This is a genomic window from Yinghuangia soli, assembly GCF_021502675.1.
In the GTDB taxonomy this organism is placed as follows: Bacteria; Actinomycetota; Actinomycetes; order Streptomycetales; family Streptomycetaceae; genus Yinghuangia; species Yinghuangia soli.
Genome location: NZ_JAKFHA010000012.1, coordinates 221,949 through 240,914, shown reverse-complemented (window position 1 = coordinate 240,914; position 18,966 = coordinate 221,949). Strand labels below are relative to the sequence as shown.

At 71.9% G+C, this 18,966-nt stretch carries 10 protein-coding genes and 1 pseudogene; 4 read left to right on the top strand and 7 right to left on the bottom strand.

Features of this window, described 5'->3' with window-relative positions:
* Positions 1 to 430: 430 nt before the first annotated feature.
* The gene (locus LZ495_RS21465; RefSeq protein WP_235054197.1) at positions 431 to 5,584 is read right to left on the bottom strand and encodes a DUF4082 domain-containing protein; all 5,154 of its coding nucleotides are present in this window, start codon (positions 5,582 to 5,584) and stop codon (positions 431 to 433) included.
* Positions 5,585 to 5,757: 173 nt separating this feature from the next.
* Positions 5,758 to 8,988 (bottom strand): DUF4082 domain-containing protein, encoded by a 3,231-nt coding sequence (locus LZ495_RS21460; protein WP_235054196.1) that lies wholly within the window; start codon positions 8,986 to 8,988, stop codon positions 5,758 to 5,760.
* Between the two features lie 528 nt (positions 8,989 to 9,516).
* Between LZ495_RS21460 and LZ495_RS21455 the strand changes: the two genes are divergently transcribed.
* The gene (locus LZ495_RS21455; RefSeq protein ID WP_235054195.1) at positions 9,517 to 10,467 is read left to right on the top strand and encodes an NAD-dependent epimerase/dehydratase family protein; all 951 of its coding nucleotides are present in this window, start codon (positions 9,517 to 9,519) and stop codon (positions 10,465 to 10,467) included.
* Positions 10,468 to 10,506: 39 nt separating this feature from the next.
* On the opposite strand, the gene LZ495_RS21450 is transcribed toward LZ495_RS21455, so the two are convergent.
* Entirely contained in the window at positions 10,507 to 11,115 is a 609-nt protein-coding gene (locus LZ495_RS21450) for a NeuD/PglB/VioB family sugar acetyltransferase (protein ID WP_235054194.1), read from the bottom strand.
* 41 nt (positions 11,116 to 11,156) lie between these two features.
* On the opposite strand from LZ495_RS21450, the pseudogene LZ495_RS45325 reads away from it, so the two are divergent.
* Positions 11,157 to 12,005: pseudogene (locus LZ495_RS45325) on the top strand (O-antigen ligase family protein); the annotation flags it as partial.
* Between the two features lie 378 nt (positions 12,006 to 12,383).
* Here LZ495_RS45325 and LZ495_RS21435 read toward each other — a convergent pair.
* Genes LZ495_RS21435 through LZ495_RS21420 form a run of 4 tightly spaced genes read right to left on the bottom strand, consistent with a single transcriptional unit; the run spans position 12,384 to position 16,411 of the window.
* Positions 12,384 to 13,133, bottom strand: a complete 750-nt coding sequence (locus LZ495_RS21435; protein WP_284701862.1) for a sugar transferase — start codon at positions 13,131 to 13,133, stop codon at positions 12,384 to 12,386.
* Positions 13,130 to 14,383 (bottom strand): glycosyltransferase, encoded by a 1,254-nt coding sequence (locus tag LZ495_RS21430; RefSeq protein WP_235054192.1) that lies wholly within the window; start codon positions 14,381 to 14,383, stop codon positions 13,130 to 13,132. The genes LZ495_RS21435 and LZ495_RS21430 overlap by 4 nt, the downstream gene beginning before the upstream one ends.
* Positions 14,376 to 15,188, bottom strand: a complete 813-nt coding sequence (locus tag LZ495_RS21425; protein ID WP_235054191.1) for a polysaccharide deacetylase family protein — start codon at positions 15,186 to 15,188, stop codon at positions 14,376 to 14,378. Before LZ495_RS21425 ends, LZ495_RS21430 begins: the two co-directional genes overlap by 8 nt.
* Positions 15,185 to 16,411 carry a GNAT family N-acetyltransferase gene (locus LZ495_RS21420; protein WP_235054190.1) on the bottom strand — a complete coding sequence of 409 codons (1,227 nt, stop codon included), beginning with the start codon at positions 16,409 to 16,411 and terminating at the stop codon, positions 15,185 to 15,187. The genes LZ495_RS21425 and LZ495_RS21420 overlap by 4 nt, the downstream gene beginning before the upstream one ends.
* Before the next feature lie 572 nt (positions 16,412 to 16,983).
* Between LZ495_RS21420 and LZ495_RS21415 the strand changes: the two genes are divergently transcribed.
* Complete coding sequence (locus tag LZ495_RS21415) at positions 16,984 to 17,856, top strand: polysaccharide deacetylase family protein (RefSeq protein WP_235054189.1); 873 nt, start codon at positions 16,984 to 16,986, stop codon at positions 17,854 to 17,856.
* Entirely contained in the window at positions 17,853 to 18,965 is a 1,113-nt protein-coding gene (locus LZ495_RS21410) for a GNAT family N-acetyltransferase (RefSeq protein WP_235054187.1), read from the top strand. Before LZ495_RS21415 ends, LZ495_RS21410 begins: the two co-directional genes overlap by 4 nt.
* Position 18,966 lies beyond the last annotated feature (1 nt).

The following is an 18,966-nucleotide window of genomic DNA, read 5'->3' as shown; positions in this document are numbered from 1 at the left end:
CCCGAAGGGCTTCGTGAACGCCGGGGTATTATTTGGCGTTGACTTTTGGCACGCTGTTGAGTTCTCAAGGAACGGACGCTTCCTTCGAGACCCTTTCACCGGTCTCTCCGGGCGTTGCGCTCTTCGGTGTTACTGTTTTTGTTTCTTTTCTTTCTGCGCTTCCAGCTTAGCACACCGTTTCCGGTCTGTTTCGCTTTCTGCTTTCCTTTGGAATTTCCCTTGCGGGCCTTTCCTCCGGTGCTTCGAGTTTAGCAGATGATTTCCGCTTCACTTTCCGCTGTTCTGCTCTTCCGACCCCCTCGGGAAGAGCTCCCTCGCGGTCGGACTCGGAGAACAGTACATGCGTTGCGGCGCAGCTCCAAATCGGTGCGGGACCGCCCCGGAGGGCGGTCCCGCACACGCTTTCAGCGGCCGTCGCGGCGGCCTTCCGTCACTGCTTCTTGGCGGGCGGGACCTCCCCCACGTGCGGGGCCTCGGCCGGCTCCGCGGCGGGCTTGCCGTCGTGGGTGAAGGCGATGCCCAGCAGGGTCGGAGAGGCGGTGCCGGTGCCGGTCAGCTCCACCTTGTACTGCAGGTAGCGGGATCCGCCGCCGAGCGGGGCACCCGAGCCGGCCAGGTCGCGCCAGGCGGTCCAGGTGGCGTCCGGCACGGCCTTGCTGCCGGTGCGGACCGAGACCTTGAGGGAGGTGCCCCTCGGGAGGTCGGCCTGCCAGGTGGCCTGCACCCAGCTGACCATCTGGGCCGCGTCCAGGACCTGCGACGTGTACGTCCCGGAGACGAGCTTGTCGCCGTCCTGGAGCTGCTTGATGCGCAGCGGGATGCGGTCGGTCAGCGAGTCGCGGGCCTTGGCGGCCATCGGCGGGAGCTGGGTCTTGACCTCGGCGACCTTCTGGCCGTCGATCCAGAAGCGGAAGGTCTTCCCGTCCCGTTCGATGTTGTACCAGTGGGGTGCGCCGTTCCAGTCGCCGTCGATCTTCTTGTCGGTGCGGTCCTTGCCCCCGGCTCCGACGGTGACGGCGTACAGGGCGTCGCCGCGCCATTCGAAGGCGGCGGCCGGGCCGGTGGCCGGGTCGCCCCAGCCGGCCGACTGCGTGGCCGGGCCGTCGAAGACCGCCTGGAAGTCCAGCTTGCGGCCGGAGGTCGGGGCGAGGCCGGAGCCGGCCGCGCTGCCGTCCAGGGTGAGGGCGCCCTCGGAGACGGTGGTCTTGCCCTTGGGCGAGACCGGGGCCTGGGCCCAGGGGCCCGTGCCGGTGCCGTCGGCGAAGTCCTGCTCCGCCTGGCTGCCGAGGGTGAGGGTGCCGTCGGTCTCGTTGACCACGGCTCCCCCGGTACGGGTGCCGCCCGCGAAGCTCGGGCCGGTGTGCTCGGCGACGCCGTTCTTCGGCATGTCGAACCGGGCGGTGTCGGCCTTCTTTCCGGAGTAGACGGACTCGTTGCCGGCCGCGTCGGAAGAGAAGAGCCGGAACATGTACGACTGACCCGGTTCGAGCCCGGTGATCACGGCCTTGTGGGTCGTGACGAGCTCGGTGTCGTCGACCGCGACGCGCAGGTCCTTGAGGCCCTGCCCGACGACCACCTTGGTGGTGGACGGCTCGTTGGTCTTCCAGGTGACGACCGCGGACCCGTCCGGCCAGGGCACGACGCTCTGGTCGGTCAGCTTGGGCGACTTCTTGTCCGCCTTGGGGGTCTTGAAGCTGGCCGGCTTCTGCGCGGGGCCGGGGCTGACGGTGCGCCGCCCGCCCGCGTCGACCGAGGTGACGCGGTAGTAGTAGGTGGTGTCCGGCTTGAGGGCCGGGACCTTGACCTGGTGCTCGGCGCTGTTCTCCGCGACCTTGGCGACCGGCGCGAGGGCGTCGGGGTCCTGGCCGAGCGAGAGCTCGGTGGTCGCGGCGGTGTCGGTGGTCCAGGACACCTTGGCGGTGCCGTCCGGGGCCGGGGCGGCCGCGAGCGTCTGGACCATCGGGGCGGCGAGCGGTGCCGCGTAGGTGGCGGTGTAGGCGCCGGAGACTCCGTTGAAGACCGCGTACTCGATGCCCTTGATGGTCTTCGTGGAGAAGGCGACCGGCGTGCCCGCGCGGGTGATCCCGGTGAGCGTGGTACCGCCGGCCCCGGCGGTGGGCAGCATCGTCATGAGGTTGGACGCGGCCGCGGCGGCGTTGACCGTGAAGGTCACGTTGTTGCCGTTGCGGGCGAGTCCGGTGATCGACGACTGGTTGCGGCCGTCGGTCCACTCGAGGAGCTGCTTGGCGGTGATGATCGGGACGCCCTTGGCCTTGGCCGCGGCGATGACGGCGTCCTGGATCACGTTCTGGTCGACGCGGGCGCAGGACCCGGTGCTGTTGCCCTGCTCGTTGTCGAGGTGGTTGTTGAGCGTGATGGCCGCGTAGAAGCCCTGGGTGCCCTGGGCGCGGTCGACCATCGTGTCGAACTGGGTCGGGTACGTCTGGCAGAACTCGTCGTGCAGCTGCGTGGTGGCCTGGTAGACGTCGATCATGGTGCCGTCGGTCTTGGTGAACCGCATGGGCAGGCCCGAGCCGGTGTAGTAGCCCGGCGCGTTCTTCATGAGCGGCGAGCCGTACGTGTTCGACCAGGTGTCCGGCAGGTAGTAGTAGTTCGTGTCCATCCGGATGCCGAACGTCTGCTCGACCGAGGCGTTGGTGCTGTAGTCCGGCCAGATCATGCAGTGCGTGCGGCTGGTGGTCGGGGTGTAGCCGTACTTGCCCTCGAAGTCGTTCAGGCTGTTGGTGTAGACCGTGGTGAGCTTCGAGGTGACGAACGAGGGGCTCGCGCCCGGGCCGATGCCCACGCAGCCGCCGTTGTCGGAGACGTGCCGGGCGACCTCGAAGCCCTGGTCGCGCCAGCCCTGGATGGTGGCCGCGGAGGCCTCGCCGTTGGCGTCCCAGATATAGAAGGTGCCGCGCATGCAGCGCCAGTCCTTCACGGCCTGGGCGGCGGTGCCGGCGTTGGCGCAGGCCGGGTCGCTGTTGGCGGTGTACTTGGTGACGCGGTAGGTGATGCCGGCCTGCGGGGTGTTGTGGTGGTCGCCGGTCGAGACCAGGACCGCCGGGTGCAGGTCGGGGGTCGGCGCGCCGGCCTTGCCCTGGAAGTACCAGAAGCGCGGGACGGGGGCCTTCTCGGTGTTGGCCTTCTCGATGATGTTGGCGAGCAGGCGCTGCTGCTCGTCGGCCTGCGGCACCTCGACCCGGTTCAGGTCGGTCCAGTCGCGGGCGAACATGTCGGTCGACCGCAGCCCGGTGAGGCTGTCGTGCTCCTGGTTGGCGACCGCGGGGTTGCCCTGCCGGGTCTGGACGACGGAGCGCGCGAGGTCGAAGGTGAACGCCGAGACGGTGCCGGCGCCGACGGTCCGCTGGGTGACCGCGGGCTTGCCGACCGACACGGGTTCGGCGATGCCGGGGTTGCGGCGGTAGAGCTCGGCGATGACCGTGGTGCCCGCGGCGGGCGTCCACTGGTCGGCGCTGCCGTGGTACTGGATGGCCCGGTCGGCGTAGATGCCCGCGCCGGGACCGGTGGCCGCGTCGACCTTGAGGTACTGCTCGCTGAGCACGCCGGAGCCGGCGGTGAGGCCGGTGAGTCCGGCGAGCGTGGCCCGCGGACGCATCGCGATCAGGTTGCCGCCGTTGTTGACCCAGGTGGTCAGGGCGGTGACGAGCGCCGGGCTGGGGTCGAGGTCGCCCAGGATGACGGTCGTGTACTTGTTGAGCTCGACCGCGTTGACCGCGCCGATGTCCAGCGTGGTGAAGGAGTTGAGGCCTTCGGCGCGCAGGATCTCGCTGTAGTAGCAGGCGTACGGGTTGGCGTTGGCGGTCACGACCAGGATCGGCCCGGCGTTCGGCGACGAGCACGGCGCCGGTGGCGGCGGGCTGCCGGTGGTGAACGTCCAGGTGGCGCCGGTGGCGCCGTTCCCGGCCAGGTCCTGGTAGTTGCCCAGGGTCAGGGTGTACTGCGTGTTGTACGCCAGGGGCGCGTTGGGCTTGAGCAGCGCCTGGGTGGGCTGTGCGGCATCGTCCAGTTCGAGCGTGGTGGCGACGGTCGAGGCGCCCTGCTTGAGGGTGAAGCTCAAGTTGGCGGGCTTGACCGGCTCGCTGAACGCCACGTTCGGCTGGATCGCGACCGGGACTCCGTCGGCGTTGGGCGTCGGGGTCTGGCCGGTGATGCTGGGTGCGATGTTGTCGGTGCCGTCGGTGGCGAAGACGACGTCGACCCAGTAGTTGCTGGCCTGGTAGGTCTCGTTGGGGTACGAGGTGTTCGCCGAGTACTTGTAGACGCCGTTGGGCGTCTGCGCGGTGCTGGCGGGCGCGACGAGCTTGGCGTTGCCTGCCGAGTTCCCGGCGAAGTACCCGTTGTTGTAGGCGTAGTTGCCGCTCATCGTGTGGTACGAGGCGACGTACGCGGTGCCCGCGGTGACGGCGACCGGGTTGGGCAGGTTGACGGTCTTCCAGCCGGTGCCGGTCAGGTTGACGTTGTCGGTGCCGGCGAGGCGGGTGCCGTTGGTGTTCCAGAGGCTGACCGTGAACGGGCCGATGTTGGCTGCGCTCTTGTAGAACTTGATCGACTTGATGAAGCCGTTGGCGGTCGGCTGGAACCGGACGCCGAGCTCGTTGGGCGAGTCGTCGCTGTCCGGGGTGCCGACCGGCTCGCTGCCGGTGAAGATGCTGAAGTTCGTCGTGGACGGCGGCGTCGCCGCGGTGGTGAACGACCAGGTCACCGGGGTGACGGTGTTGTTCGCCAGGTCCTTCGCGCCGCTGACCGTGGCGGTGTGCAGGGTGGACACCGCGAGGTTGGCGGACGGGGTGAAGGTCGACGTCAGGGTGCCCGGGTCGTACGAAGCGGTGCCGGCCACCGTGGAGTTGTCCGGCTTCTTCAGCTCCCAGACGATGGTGTTGGCCTGTACCGCCTCACTGAAGGTGGCGGTGATCGAGGTGTTGACCTGCACGCCGGTGGCGCCCGCGTCCGGGGACTTGGCGGTCACGGTGGGCGCGGTGGAGTCCACGCCCGGCTCGAAGACCGCGTCGACCCAGTAGTTGCTGGCGTTCCAGGAGTTGTTCGGCATGACCGTGCCGCCGGCGCCCGCCTGGTAGACGCCGTTGCCCTGCTGGCCGGTGCTGGCCGGGGCGGTCAGCTGCTCACTGTCGTGCACCACGTTGAAGTAGCCGGTGGTCGCGGTGTAGCGGCCGTTCGGTGCGAGGTACGACGCGATGTAGGTGGTGCCCGCGGTGACGTTGACCGGCGCCGCGAAGAGGGCCTGCTGCCAGCCCGAGGCGGTCTCGTTCTGGAAGGTGACCTGGGTGGCGGTGCCCGTGGTGGTGTTCCACAGGTAGCCCTTGTGGGTGCCGGTGTTGGCCGCGTCCTTCCAGTACCTGATGCCGAGGACCCGGCCGTTGGTCTTCGGCACGAAGCGCACGCCGAGCTCGACCGAGATGGCTTCGCTGTCGGGGCCGATCCCGGGGCTCGTGGATCCGAAGAGCGAGCACGGGTTGCACGGTGCGGCCTGCGCGGACAGCGGGGAGAACAGCGTGAAGACCAGCGCCGCGACCGCCGCAAGTGCGGTGGTGACGCTGGACATTACGGCAGCCTTCTTCTTGCGGCTGCGGAACGGGCCGAAAGCCCGCAAACCTCTGGAATGTGGCGGCGCGTGGCGGCGAGCCATCGTCGGTACTCCTCAGTGGAAATTCAGGTGCGGGAGCGGCGGGGCGCCGTAGTGGCGCCCCGCCTTGTGGACGTGCGGTGGGCCGAGCGTCAGCTCGTCGTGAACGTCACGTCCACCCAGTAGTTGCTGGCGCTCCAGGAGTCGGTGGGGAAGCCCCCGCCGGATACGGCCTTGAAGACTCCGTTGCCGCCGGACGGACCGTTGGCGAGCGCCTTGACCGGGCCGGTGCCGGCCTGTTGGAGCAGCCCGTCCTGGTCGAAGCCGTAGCGTCCGACCGGTGCGTAGTAGGAGGCGACGTATGTGGTGCCCGCGGTCACCGCGACCGGGGTGTCGAAGAGGACCTGCTGCCATCCGGTGGCCGTCTCGCCGGTGAAGGTCTTGGTGGCGAGCAGGGTGCCGTCGGCGGTCCACAGGTGCGCGACGTGGGTGCCGCTGTTGCCGGCTCCCTTGTAGAAGCGCACGCCGGTGATCGACCCGTTGACGTCGGTCCTGAACTTGACGCCGACCTCGATCGGGATCGACTCCGGGTCGGCCGGGGTGCCCGGTACCGCACTTGCCGGCCAGATCGTGCAGGGCGCGGCGTTGGTGCAGGTGGGCGGCGGGGTGCTGCCGGCCGTGGTGAACGACCAGGTCACCGGGTTCATGGTGGTGCCGTTGGTGTCCTTGGCGCCGCTGAGCGTGGCGGTGTAGACGGTTCCGGCGGCCAGGTCGGTGCCCGGGTCGAACGTCGCGGTCTTGGTGCCGCTGTTGTACGAAGCGGTGCCGCTGACCGTGGAGTTGTCCGGCTTCTTGAGCTGCCACGCGATGGTCGCGGCCTGCACGTCCTTGTCGAACGTCGCGGTCAGGTTGGTGCCCACGGCCACCGCGGCGGCGCCGTCGGCGGGGGTTTTGCCGGTGACGGCGGGGCCGGCCGGCGGCGGGGTGCCGTTGGTGTTGAACACGACGTCGACCCAGAAGTTCGCGGCGTTCCAGGTCTGGTTCGGGAACCCGCCGCCGCTGCGGTAGACGCCGTTGCCGCCGGAGGCACCGGAGGCAAACGCGGTGAGCGGGGCGCGGGCGAAGCCGGCCGCGAAGTACTGCTCGTCGGCCGCGTACCTGCCGTTGGGGGCCAGGTAGGAGGCGATGTACGTGGTGTTCGCGGTGACCGCGACCGGGTTGGCGAAGTTCACCTGCTGCCAGCCGCTGGCGGTCTCACCGGTGAAGGTGGCCTCGGCGAGTTGGGTGCCGTTGCTGCTCCACAGGTGGCCGACGTGGGTGCCGGTGTTCTCGGCGTACTTGTAGTAGCGCACGCCGGTGATGAAGCCGTCCCGGTCCGCCTTGAACTTGACGCCGAGTTCGACGGCCACGGCCTCCGGGTCCGGGCCCTGGCTGGGCACGGTGCCTTCCGGCCAGATGGTGCACGGGCAGTTCACGGTGGGCGGCGGTCCGCCGCTGCCGACCGTGACGGTGACTCCGGCGCCGGGCGTCTCGCTGCGCACGCTGTCGTCGGTGGCGCGGGACTTGATGGTGATCTGGCCGGTGGTGGTCGGGGTGAACGAGAACGTCCACGCCTCGCGCCCGGTGCTGGCCGGCTTCCAGGTGGCGCCGTTGTCGACCGACACCTCGACGCCGCCGACCTTGCTGTTCGGGGCGCCGGTGTCGGCCGCGGTGCCGGTGATGGTGAACGGCTCGTTGACCGCGATGTTCTGGCCCGGCGCCGGGGCGCTGATGGACGAGGTCGGCGGGGTGACATCGGTGCTGGCGACCGGGGCGGTCATGCCGGCCATCAAGGTGCCGGGCGTGACGCCCATGTCGGCGAACAGGTTGAGGGTGGCCTGCTGGACCGCGGTGTCGACGCCGGCGGTGCCGACGTTGCGGGTGTTGTCCACGCCGTACGACCACTGGATGGTGCCGGCCCCGAAGACCAGGGCGCCGCTGGCGGCCCGGTACAGGGTCAGGTGGTGGGTCGCGGTGCCGTTGGCGTACGACGACCCGTAGTCGGTCAGCATCTGGCCGGACTGCGTGGTGGCCGACAGCCGGATCATGTTGGCGGGCCGCACGCTGTTCTCGGTGTCGACGTCCCACTCGTAGCCGAGGAGGCCGTTGCCGAGCTGGGTCTCGGTGCCCGTGGCGAGCGTCGCGGCACGGGTGTTGCGCCAGAACCGCATCTTGCCGTCGGCGCTGTTGACCTTGAGCTCGGTGGTGCAGCAGTTGGCCTTGAACTGCTGGCCGGTCAGCGCGTTCTCCGGCTTGCCGCCGTCGGCGGGCGGCGAGAAGCGCGGGTCGCGCCAGGTGCCGGTCCACATGTTGGGGCCGGCCGGGTCGGTCTTCGCGTTGTCGTGCGTCTCCTTGTAGCTGACGACGGTGCGGTAGGCCGCGCCTTCGCCGTTCATGCCGCCGTTCTCCCAACGGGTCTTCCAGTAGACCTCGTTGCCGGAGAAGAAGGCGAGGTGGACGCCGGCGTCGCGGGCGGCCTCGACGTTGGTGCGCTGCTCGGCGGACCAGTACTCGTCGTGGCCGACGGACAGGAAGACCTTGTGGTTCTTGATGAGGTTGCCGCGCCGGGCGCTGTCGACGTTGGTGGTGTAGGTGACGTCGTAGCCGTTGCGCTCCAGGAAGCGCAGCATCGGGTACTCGGCGTTGAACAGCCAGTCCTCGGGGTTGTCGCCACGTGTCGTGAACGGCCGGTTGTAGCTGACCTTGTAGGCGCGGCCGGCCGGCTGGCCCTCGTAGAGGCTGTTGCCGCCGTACTCGTTGTAGGCCTGCCACGTGGAGTCGGAGGCCTGCATGAGCATCTTCGAGGTCGACGCGTCGTCGCGGACGATGAAGGCGATGTGGCTGGCGCCGGTGGTGCCGTCGGTGCGCACCAACTTGGCGATGTAGTAGCCGGACACCTGGCCTGCGGGGATGGGCCACGAGGCCGACTCGGCCCAGTTCGAGCAGTCGATCAGGCCGGTGTTGGCGTTGTCCGCGTTGCAGTTGGGCTGGTTCTGCGGCAGCGGCGCCGTCGGGTTCACGGTGGTGATCTTGCGGGCCCCGTTGCCGCCGTACCAACCGAGCCGGTAGATGTCGAGCCGGTAGCCCGTGGCCGGTGTCTTGATCTTGAAGCGCACCGTCTCGCCGACGTTGTAGCTGATGTCGGTGGTGAAGCCCTGGATGGTGCTGCTGCCCGAGCCCGTGATGTCCCACGTGGTGCGCGCGGTACCGGTCTTGCTGTTCTCGCAGACGATCGCGTTGACGATCGGTGCATCGCACGGCCCGGCCGAGGCGCGCCCGGCGGTGGGCAGCACGATGGCCATGGCGGCGAGCAGCGCAAAGAGCAGCAGATAGACGGGTGCCACGGGGCGCCCCCGCCACCGCGGCGTCAATTTGCGGAAATCGAGACGGCGTACTGCCGCGGATTGCATGATGGCGACCCCTACCCCTAGGACCCGATCGGCCCCTCTCCCCAAGGGACGCCGACCAGGCCGTCTGCCGGCGTCCCCCGCGGTCCGATTCCGGCGGGGGCGAGCGTCGCCGGCAGTTTGCCTGGGCACAGTGTTGCGCAAGATCAGCCCTGGTGTCGGCACATCCCGACGGTTGCCGCCGCCAACTCGCAAGAAGGTTTTTGCGCCACACCTCGGCACGGGCCTCCGCGAGGCCCCCGGTCGCCGTGGTTGGCCGTCCCGCCCCCGGCGGGCACAGGCGGTGGGTAGCATGCCCTCACCGGACCGGCCATGCGCAAGGGGGCTCGCGGCGGCGGTCCGGAGGACCCGGCACATAGCCGGGTTCATGCAGGTTTCAGGCAACTTCACGCAGAACAGACACCACGCACTGCGCGTCTGCCGCGGCGAATTGCGACGGCGGCGCCGGAAGACGCTGGGGGGCTCATGAAGGTCGTGGTCACCGGAGGAGCAGGGTTCATCGGGTCGAATCTGGCCCGGACTCTGCTTGCCCGGCCCGAGATCGACGAGGTGGCGGTGGTGGACGACCTGTCCACCGGATCGCTGGACAACCTCGCCGGCGTCGAGGTCGCGTTCCACCACGGGACGTTCCTGGACGAGGAATTGATGGACAAGGCGTGCGCGGGTGCGGGCGCGGTCGTGCACCTGGGGGCGCTGCCGTCGGTCCCCCGGTCGATCGAGTTCCCGCTGGCCAGCCACCACGCGAATGCGACCGGGACGCTGATGGTCCTGGAGGCCGCGCGGCGGGCGGGCGGGGCGCATGTGATCGCCGCGTCGTCGTCGTCGGTGTACGGCAAGAACCCCGTGCTGCCCAAGCGCGAGGACCTGCGCACGATGCCGCTGAGCCCGTACGCGGTCAGCAAGTTGGCGACCGAGTCGTACGTGCTGGCGTACGGCCACTGCTACGGCCTGCCGGTGCTGCCGTTCCGGTTCTTCAACGTGTTCGGTCCGCTGCAGCCCGCGGACCACGCCTATGCCGCGGTGATCCCGCGGTTCATCGACGCCGCGCTGGCCGGCCGGCCGCTGACCGTGCACGGCGACGGCGAGCAGACGCGCGACTTCACCAACGTGGCCAGTGTGTGCGGCGTGCTCACCGACGCGGTGGTGCGCCGGGTGACGCACGACGGTCCGGTGAACCTGGCGTTCGGCAGCCGTACTTCGCTCAACAATCTGATCGCGCTGCTGGCCGACGTGCTGGGCCACCCGGTCGAGGTGGAGCATGTCGAGCCGCGGGCCGGCGACGTGCGGGACTCGCAGGCCGATTCGAGCGAGTTGCGCAGCCTGTTCCCGGATGCCGAACCGGTGGACCTGCGCCAGGGGCTCGAGGACACGGTCGCGTGGTTCCGGTCCCGGGTCGCGGTCTCCCCCCGGGGATGACCGGTGACCGGGGCGCGGGGGCGCACACCGATTCTGTCCTCAGGTCGCGCGGCGGAGGGGGCGGGCCGGGGATCCGACCACCACTTCGCCGGGCGGGACGTCGCGGGTGACCACGGCGCCCGCGCCGACGAACGCACCGGCGCCGACGGTGAGTCCTTGCAGGACGACCGCGGCGCTGCCGACCGTCACGTCTTCGCACAGGTGCACGTTGCCGGACACGTTCGCGCCGGGGTAGACCGTCACGCGCGCGTCCAGCACGGTGTCGTGGCCGACCGTGGCGTTGTAGTGCACCTGGGCGTGCGGGCCGACGGTGATGCTGCTGGACACGTGCGCGTTGGCGAGCACCAGGCAGCCTTCCGCGACGGTCGTCTCGGGGGCGATGACCGCCCGCGGGTGGACCAGGGTCGCGGGGCGCAGGCCGAGGCCGTCGAGCAGGGCGGCCAGGCGCAGGCGTACCGCGGGGGCGGCGATGCCCACGAGGTAGAGCCCGTCCGGGCCGGCCTCGGCGGGCCGCAGGACCGGCAGTCCGCGGATCTTGCTTCCGGCCAGGGAGTCGTCGAGGAACGCGTCGACGGCGACGTCTGCGGCGATGGCCGCGTCGAGGGCCTCGCGGCCCACGCCCCCGGCTCCGGCGATGAAGAACGGCATGGGGCCATCCTGCCGTGCCGGAGGGTGCGCCGGACGAACGGATGCCGCCGATGATCCGGGACCGCATCAGGGGTACGCGGGCGGCGCGGGCGTGGCGGCGGCTGAAGAGGTCGCGTGCGGTGCGCCGTTCGCTCGGGGTCACCGGCAGGCGGCCGGGCGGGAATCTGTCCCGGCTGGACCTGCTCGGCGTGATCACGGTGGCGGCGGCCGCGGTGTGGGCGCTGCTGGCCGCGGCGGGTCGGCCGGCCAGTCCGGAGGGGTTCCTGCTCGCGCTGTCGACCGCGGTCGCGGCGTACGCGACGGGGCGGGTGGCGGGGGCGCGTTCGGCGTTCACGGTGTGCGCCGGGGTCGCCGGTGCGGTGGCGGTGCTGCTGCTGTTGTCGCCGGACGCGCTGACCGGGGCGACGCTGGCCAAGCCGCTCGGCTACGGGAACGCCAACGGCGCACTGGCCGCGCAGGCGGTGGGTGCGGCGTGCCTGGGGGCGCTGGCCGCGCCGAGCGACCGGCGGCGCGGCGAAATGCACCTGCTGGCCGGGCTGCTGGTGCTGGGGGCGTTCGCCACCCGGTCGCTGGCCGCGGTGCTGGGTGCGGTGGCGATCCTGGTCATCGGGCTGACCGCCACATCGGCGCGGCGCCGCGGTTCGCTGGTGGTCGCGGGCGCGTTGTGCGTGGCGGTGATGGCGGCCGGGACGGTGTACCTGGGCGGCGACCGCGTCACGCAGGCGTCCGGGGTGCGCGGGACCGCGGAGCAGGGGCTGACCGAGCGCCGCCTGGAGGTGTGGCACGACTCGCTGGAGATGGTGAAGGACGACCCGTGGCGGGGTAGCGGCCCGGGGACGTTCCTGGCCCAGAGCCCGACCGCGCAGGCCGACGCGGACACCAAGTCGGCGCACTCGCTGTGGCTGCGGCAGGCCGCTGAACAGGGGCTGCCGGGTGTGGCGTTGCTGGTCGCGCTGCTGGGGTGGGCGTACGTGCGGTTATGGCGTTCGCGGCAGTCGCCCGCGGTCGTGGCGGTGGGCGCGGTGACGTTGACGGCGTTCGCCCTGCACTGCTCGATGGACTACGTCGCGGAGTTCCCGGTGGTGCTGATCGCGATGGGCCTGATCCTGGGGGTCGCCACGGCGGCGCCGGACGATCAGTTGGGGGCTGGGGCGCGGGGCCGGGGGGCTGGGGCGGGGCTGCGGGAGCACGACGCCGGGGGGGCGGGTGACCGCCCCCGCGGCTTCGTGCTGCTGCGGGTGGTGCGTGCTGTTCGCCGGCGCCGGGCCTCAGGAGGCTTCTTCGGCGGGGACCGGGTCGACCTTGGCGCTGCTGTGCGGTGCGCTGAACGGGACGGTCCAGGGCCCCTGTTTGGCCGCCCCGCCGGATGCGGCCGACCCGTTCGCAGGGCCGGCGATCACCGCGGCGGCGGCCGGCTGCTTGGCGGCGGCCGCGGCCTTCTCCGCGATGGGGAAGCCGGGGTTGACGCCGTCCGCGCCGGTGATGCCCTGCGGCTTGAGCAGCACGCCCACGGTGCGCAGCAAGATGCGCACGTCGAGCGTGAAGCCGTGGTTGCGCACGTAGTAGAGGTCGTACTCGATGCGGGCCGGCCAGCTGAGCGCGTTGCGGCCCTGCACCTGGGCCCAGCCGGTCAGGCCGGGGCGTACCTCGAGGCGGCCGCGCTGGCGCGGCGTGTAGTGCGCGACCTGCTCGGGCAGGGTCGGGCGGGGTCCGATCACCGACATGTCGCCGAGCAGCACGTTGATGAGCTGCGGGAGTTCGTCCATGCTCGTGGTGCGCAGGATCTGCCCGACGCGGCTGATCCGGTCCTGGTCGGGCTCGTCCGGGTAGCGCGGATGCCGCATGGTGCGGAACTTCAGGATGCGGAACTCGCGGCCGCGCAGTCCGCTGCGGGTCTGCCGGAAGAGCACCGGTCCGCCCATGGTGGTGCGGATGAAGACGGCGATCACCAGCATCGCCGGGCCGAGCAGCAACAGCGTCAGCGCGGCGGTCGTGAGGTCGAAAAGCCTGCGCATCATGCCGTGCCTCCTCCCCTGTGGTGCCGGTCGCCTTCTCCCCCGGCGGGACGGGTGCCCCAGCCCAGGCGCTTGCGTCGGGCGACCGCCCGGTAGGTGTCGATCGACACCTGGGCGACGCGCCGCTGGTCGAACTCGGCGAGTGCGCGGGCCCGGCCGGCGGCGGCCAGGCGGCTGCGCAGCCCGGGCTCGGTGAGCATCCGGTCGATGGCGGCGGCCAGGGCCGCGGCGTCGCCGGGCGGGACGAGCAGCAGGTGTTCGCCGTGTGTGCCGATCTCGCGGCAGCCGCGGATGTCGCTGAGGACCATGGGGACGCCGCTGGCGGCGGCTTCCATGGCCGAGCGTGAGAAGCCCTCGCGGTACGAGGGCAGGACGAACAGGTCGAGTGCGGCGTAGATGTCCGGCATGTCGGAGCGTCCGCCGAGGTATTCGACGCCGGAGGCGGTGTCGACGGTGAACGCGTCGGCCTTGTCGAGGTCTTCGGGGCCGATCCAGACGAACCTGGCCTTGCCGGCCAGGGAGCCGGCGGCCTGTTCGTACTCGGCGATGCCCTTCTCCGCGACGCGCCGTCCGACGCCGCCGACGAGTATCTCGTCCGCGGAGACGCCGAGTTCGGCGCGGATCCGGGCGCGGGCCTCGGGGTCGGGGTGGAAGCGGGACAGGTCGGTGCCGTTGCCGACGACGCGGGAGCGCCAGGCCGGGACGGCGCGGGCGAGCGTGGCGTGGTCGGTGGCGTTCTGGTAGAGCTCGGCGTGCGAGGCCCGGGCGGCGGCGGACTCGGCGCCGAGCACGAACGCGCGGCGCGGCCACGGGTCGCCGGGGCGGATCCACAGGCCGTGGCAGGTGTTGACCACGACGGGGACGCCGACCGCGCGGCCGAGCAGCCGGCCGAGGACGCCGGTCTTGGGGTTGTGGGTGTGCAGGACGTCGAGGTCCAGGCGGCGCAGCGTGGCGGCGAGTTCGCGCGCGGCGGCGGCGTCGCGGGCCAGGTCCCAGGAGCGGGTCAGGGCGTCGAGCGGTACGTGGGTGACGCCGAGTTCCTCGATCTCGGGGACGTATTCGCCCGGTGCGCTGAGTCCGAAGACCGTGAAGCCGGCCGCCACGTCGACTTCCAGCTCGGTGCGCAGCAGCAGGGCCAGGCTCATGTCGACGGTGGTCAGGTGGGCGACGCGCAGCGGGCGGCCGCCGGGGCCGACCGGGACGACGAGGCCGCCGGGCAGCTTGCCGGCCGGTGCGGGGTCGAGGTCAGGCACGTGCGCCCGCCTTCTTGGAGAGCTTGACGACCTGGGCGTACGCGCGTTCCGGGCCGAGGTTGCCGGTCAGCTTGGCGCGGAAGAAGTCGGCGGGGTCGGTGCGGCGGACCGGGACGCGGTTGAGGCGGATCGGGTCGGTGCCGGGCAGGTTGCGGCCGAGTGCGCCGGTGGCGGCGCTGCGGAAGCGGCAGCGCAGCGCGTGCTCCATCGCGGGCACCGGGATGCCCCAGGTGTAGGCGAAGTGGTCCGGCCGGACGCCGAGGTTCTTGTCGATCTCGTCCGATGCGGCGTCGAGTTCGTCTTCGCTGAGGGCTTCGGGCCGGGCGTGGCTGCGGGTGTGGTTGCCGATGGTGAGCAGCCCGCTGTCGTGCATCTCGGCGAGTTGGTCCCAGGTCAGCGCGGGGGCTCCGGAGCTGGTGCCGGTGGAGCCTTCCCAGTGCATGGTGCCGCCGACCATGCCGCTGGCGAGGTAGAGGGTGAAGGGCAGGGCGCGGGCGCGCAGCAGCGGCCAGGCGTTCTCGTACACGTCGGCGAAGCCGTCGTCGAAGGTGAGCACGACGGACGGGGTGCGGTCGTGGGCGTCGAGGCGGTCGAGCGCGGTGTCCAGCGGGACCACGGCGTCGCCCGGGAGGGCGTCGAGCTGGGTGGCGAATTCGCTGGTGGGCATGTCGAGTTCGTCGCGGGTGCCGCCGCCGACCCGGTGGTAGATCAGTACCGTCGCGCCGGGTCCGGGCCGCTGCCCGGCGCACCGGGCGAGGCCGCGTTTGACCGCGGTCCGGACTTGGTCGCCACTGAGTCTGGTCATGCGGTCGTGCCCCCTGGAGATGCCTGCGGTCCGTGCGGTTGCGGTGCTGCTTCGGGTGCTGCTTCGGGTGTTGCCTGCGCTGTTGCCTGCGCTGTTGCCTGCGGTGCGGTTGCCGGCACCGGTGCGGTGCGGCGGGCCCGGGCCTTCAGCCGGGCGGTGGCGCCGGCCTTGGCGGTCCGGGCCAGGGCCCGCACCGGCAGGACGGCGGCGGCGAACGGGCGTTCCCGGACCGCCTCGATGTCCAGCAGCGGCGGCCGTTCGGGGGCCAGCCGCAGCTTCTGCTCGGTGCTGGTGGGCAGCAGGTCGACGAGGGCGGGCGGGTCGTCCGCGTCCTCGGTGAGGATGTGCTCGTGGGCCTGCCACATCGCGATGTTGCCGACGCCCAGCGCGGCGAACTCTTCGTCGTACGCGGTGGAATGCCACAGTGCGACGCCGCCCACCCGGAACCACAGGTAGGTGGCGGCCGGGCGGCCGTCGACGCGCAGGATGTACAGGCGGACCCAGCCGTTCTCGGCGGCCCGCTGCACGAGGTCGCGGCGCTCGGCGCGGGTCTGCGGGTTCAGCGGGCCCTTCCAACTGCGCGGGAACAGGTCGGCGTACACCTCGAAGCCGTCCCCGATGCGGTCCGGCTCGGTCTGCACCTCGAAGGTGATGTCGGCCTGCTTGGCAGCCTTGCGGGACACCCGGCCGCAGTGCGTGTGGAAGGACTTGAAGCGGCTGCGGTGCCCGGCCCAGCCGTCCCGGGCGTCGGCGAGCATGTCGCACGAGCGCTCCCGGGCGTGCACGCGGTAGCCGGTGCGGCGCAGCGCGCCGAGCAGCCGGTGGGTGGCCGGGTCGCGGCTGGGCATCCGGTGCAGGCGCAGGTCGCGGACGCCGGCCCGGGCCAGTTGCTCGGCCAGCGGGGTCAGGTCGTCCGCGTCGCTGACCACGCGCGAGCGGGGCCGGTCGGCGGCGAAGGTGGCGAAGCGGCCGGGCGCGAGCTCTTCGAGGGCGAGGATGCTGTGCGGTGCGCCGGTGGCCGGGTCGAGGACCGCGGCGATGCGGGCGCGGTCGGCCGCGGCGGGGTTGTGGCGCAGGACGCCGGACGCCCAGGCGTGGGTGTCGAAGCAGTCGGCGAGGACGCCGCGGCCGGCCGCGAGCGCGTCCCAGGCCGTGCCGAAGCCGGCGTCGAGGTCCTGCGCGCGCAGGAGTTCCCCGCGGGCGTCCGGCAGGCGGGCGTTCAACGGCCCGCCTTCGGCCGTGCCGGACCGACTCGGCGGCTCCTCGGGTCCGGCCCTACCACCCCGGTAGGCCGTTCCGTCGGCTGCCTCGTCGGCCGTTTCGACCGCGACAACAGCGCGCAGGCAGCGTCTTGCCGTCTCCCTGCGCTGGTTTCCCTGACTGCCCTGCGCCCGACGACTCTGTCGCGGCGCATGGCTGATACCGCCCCCACCATGAGACCCCAGCGTCTCTCAGCCCCGGCGTGAGCAGAGCCGGAGCGTGCTCTTGGGCGGCGTCCTTGTGCTCCCCCACCCGGACACAGCCCACCCGCGCATCAGCCTAGGGCCACGCAAGCCGCCATGCGGGTGGTTTCGCCAGGAATTCGCGATTGGCCCGGCGCTCGGCAGCCGGGCGGCCAATCCGGCAACCGGCTGACGGTGGGTGAAAACCCTTGTTACGGTGCGGGGTGGGGAGGCCGGCTGCCGTGATCGACGGCGGCCGCGGTGCGCGGCATGCCGCCGCACGTCGTGGACGGTGGGGAGCGAAGTTGCGATCGAGCCTGCGCGCGAATCTGCGCACCGGCGGGGACAAAGTCATGCGCCGGTCGCCGGCCCAGTGGTGGTTCGGCGGGCGCGCGGCCACACGCTTGGCGGTGCTGGGGTACCACGGGGTCGACGACGAGGCGGGGTTCGCCCGCCAGTTGGACCGCCTGATGCGGATCTCCCGGCCGGTCTCGCTGGCCGACGTCGAGGACGCCGTCGAGCACCGCCGCCCGCTGCCCGGGCGCGCCGTGCTCCTGACCTTCGACGACGGCGAGCGCAGCGTCTACGAGCGCGGCCTTCCGCTGCTGCGCGAACGCGGCATACCCGCGGTGGCGTTCGTGACCCCGTCGCTGCTGGACACCGACACGCCTTTCTGGTGGCACGAGGTCGCCACCCTCGTCGCGGCGGGCGCCGGGGCGGACTCCGGGCGCACCACCGCGCAGTGGCTGCGGCACCTCAAGACCGTGCCGCAGGCCGAGCGGCTGGCCGAACTGGACCGGCTGCGGGAGGGCCGCGAACCGGTCCGGCAGGCGCAGCTGACCGCCGACGAGGTGCGCCGCCTGGACGCGGACGGCATCCGGGTCGAGAACCACTCGCTGACCCACCCGCTGCTCGACCGGTGCACGGATGCGGACGTGCGCGAGGAGATCACCGCGGCGCACGGGCAGCTCGCCGGGATCCTGGGCCGCGAGCCCACGTCCTTCGCCTATCCGAACGGCAACTGGGACGTGCGCGCCGAGCGCGTGCTGCAGGACCTGGGCTACCGCACCGGCTTCCTGTTCGACCACCGCCTCGGGCCGCGGCTGCCCGACCACCCGCTGCGCATCTCGCGGCTGCGGATCGCGTCGACCACGCCGCCCGACCGGTTCGAGACCATACTGTCCGGCCTGCACCCCGCGGTGCACGGGCTTCGGGGGCGCGGATGAACGCCGACGTACGCGTGGAGGCGGCGTCCGCGCTGCCGGTCCTCGTCCGCGACCCGGACGAACTCGCCGCCCTCGCCCCGGCCTGGCGCGACCTCGCGGCGGCCACTGGCGCCTCGTACTTCGCGACCCCCGACTGGGTGCTGTCCTGGACCGAAACGCTGGGCACCGAGGCGGCCGGCGGGCGGCCGGTCGTCGCCGTGTGGCGCGGCGCGGACGGCGGTCCCGAGGCGATCGTCCCGCTGCTCGACGCCCGGCAGGCGCTGCACCCGCGGCTGCCCGCGGGCGCGCGCTGCCTGACGGTGCTGGGCAGCGGCGCGGGGGCGGCCGACCACTGCGGTTTCGCGGTCTCCCCGCAGCGCGCGGACGACGTGCGCGCGTGGTTCGCCGCGGCTGCCCGGCGGCACACCCTGTGGCTGCCGAACCTGGACGCCGAGACCGGCGCGGCCTTCGTGCCGCCCGGCGCGCGGCTCGTCGAGCGGACCGCCTGCCCGACGATGCCGGCCGATCCGGAGCGCATCGGCTCGGCGCGGTTCCGCAAGGACCTGCGGCACTACGGGCGCCGACTGGCCGCCGAGGGCGTGGAGTTCCGGTTCGTCGGACCGACCGGGGTGGACGAGAAGCTCTTCGACCGGCTGCTCGACCTGCACGCGCTGCGCCAGGCTGCGATCGGCCGGGCCACCACCTTCGACGCGTCGCGCAAGGCGTTCCACCTGGCCCTCATGGACCGGTCCGGCCCCGGGCGGGGGCCGTGCGCGCTGGTCGCGGACGGCCCGGACGGCCCGGTCGGCGTGCTGTACGGCTTCTTGTGGGGCGAGACGTTCTCGTATTACCAGACCGGCTGGGACCCGTCGTACGCCCGGCTGAGTCTGGGCACCGTGCTGGTCGCCGAGACGGTGGCCGCGGTGAAGGCCGAAGGCGCCGCGGTGTTCGACTTCCTGCGCGGTGCCGAGGAGTACAAGTACCGCTTCGGTGCGGTCGACCGGCACGACACGACCTGGCTGGCCGGCCGCGGGCTGTCCCGCGTGCTGTTGGAGGGCCGGGTGGCCGCGAAGGCGGCGCAGACCCGGCGGGCGGCGCACCACCGGCACGAGCCGGTTCCGGAAAGGTGAG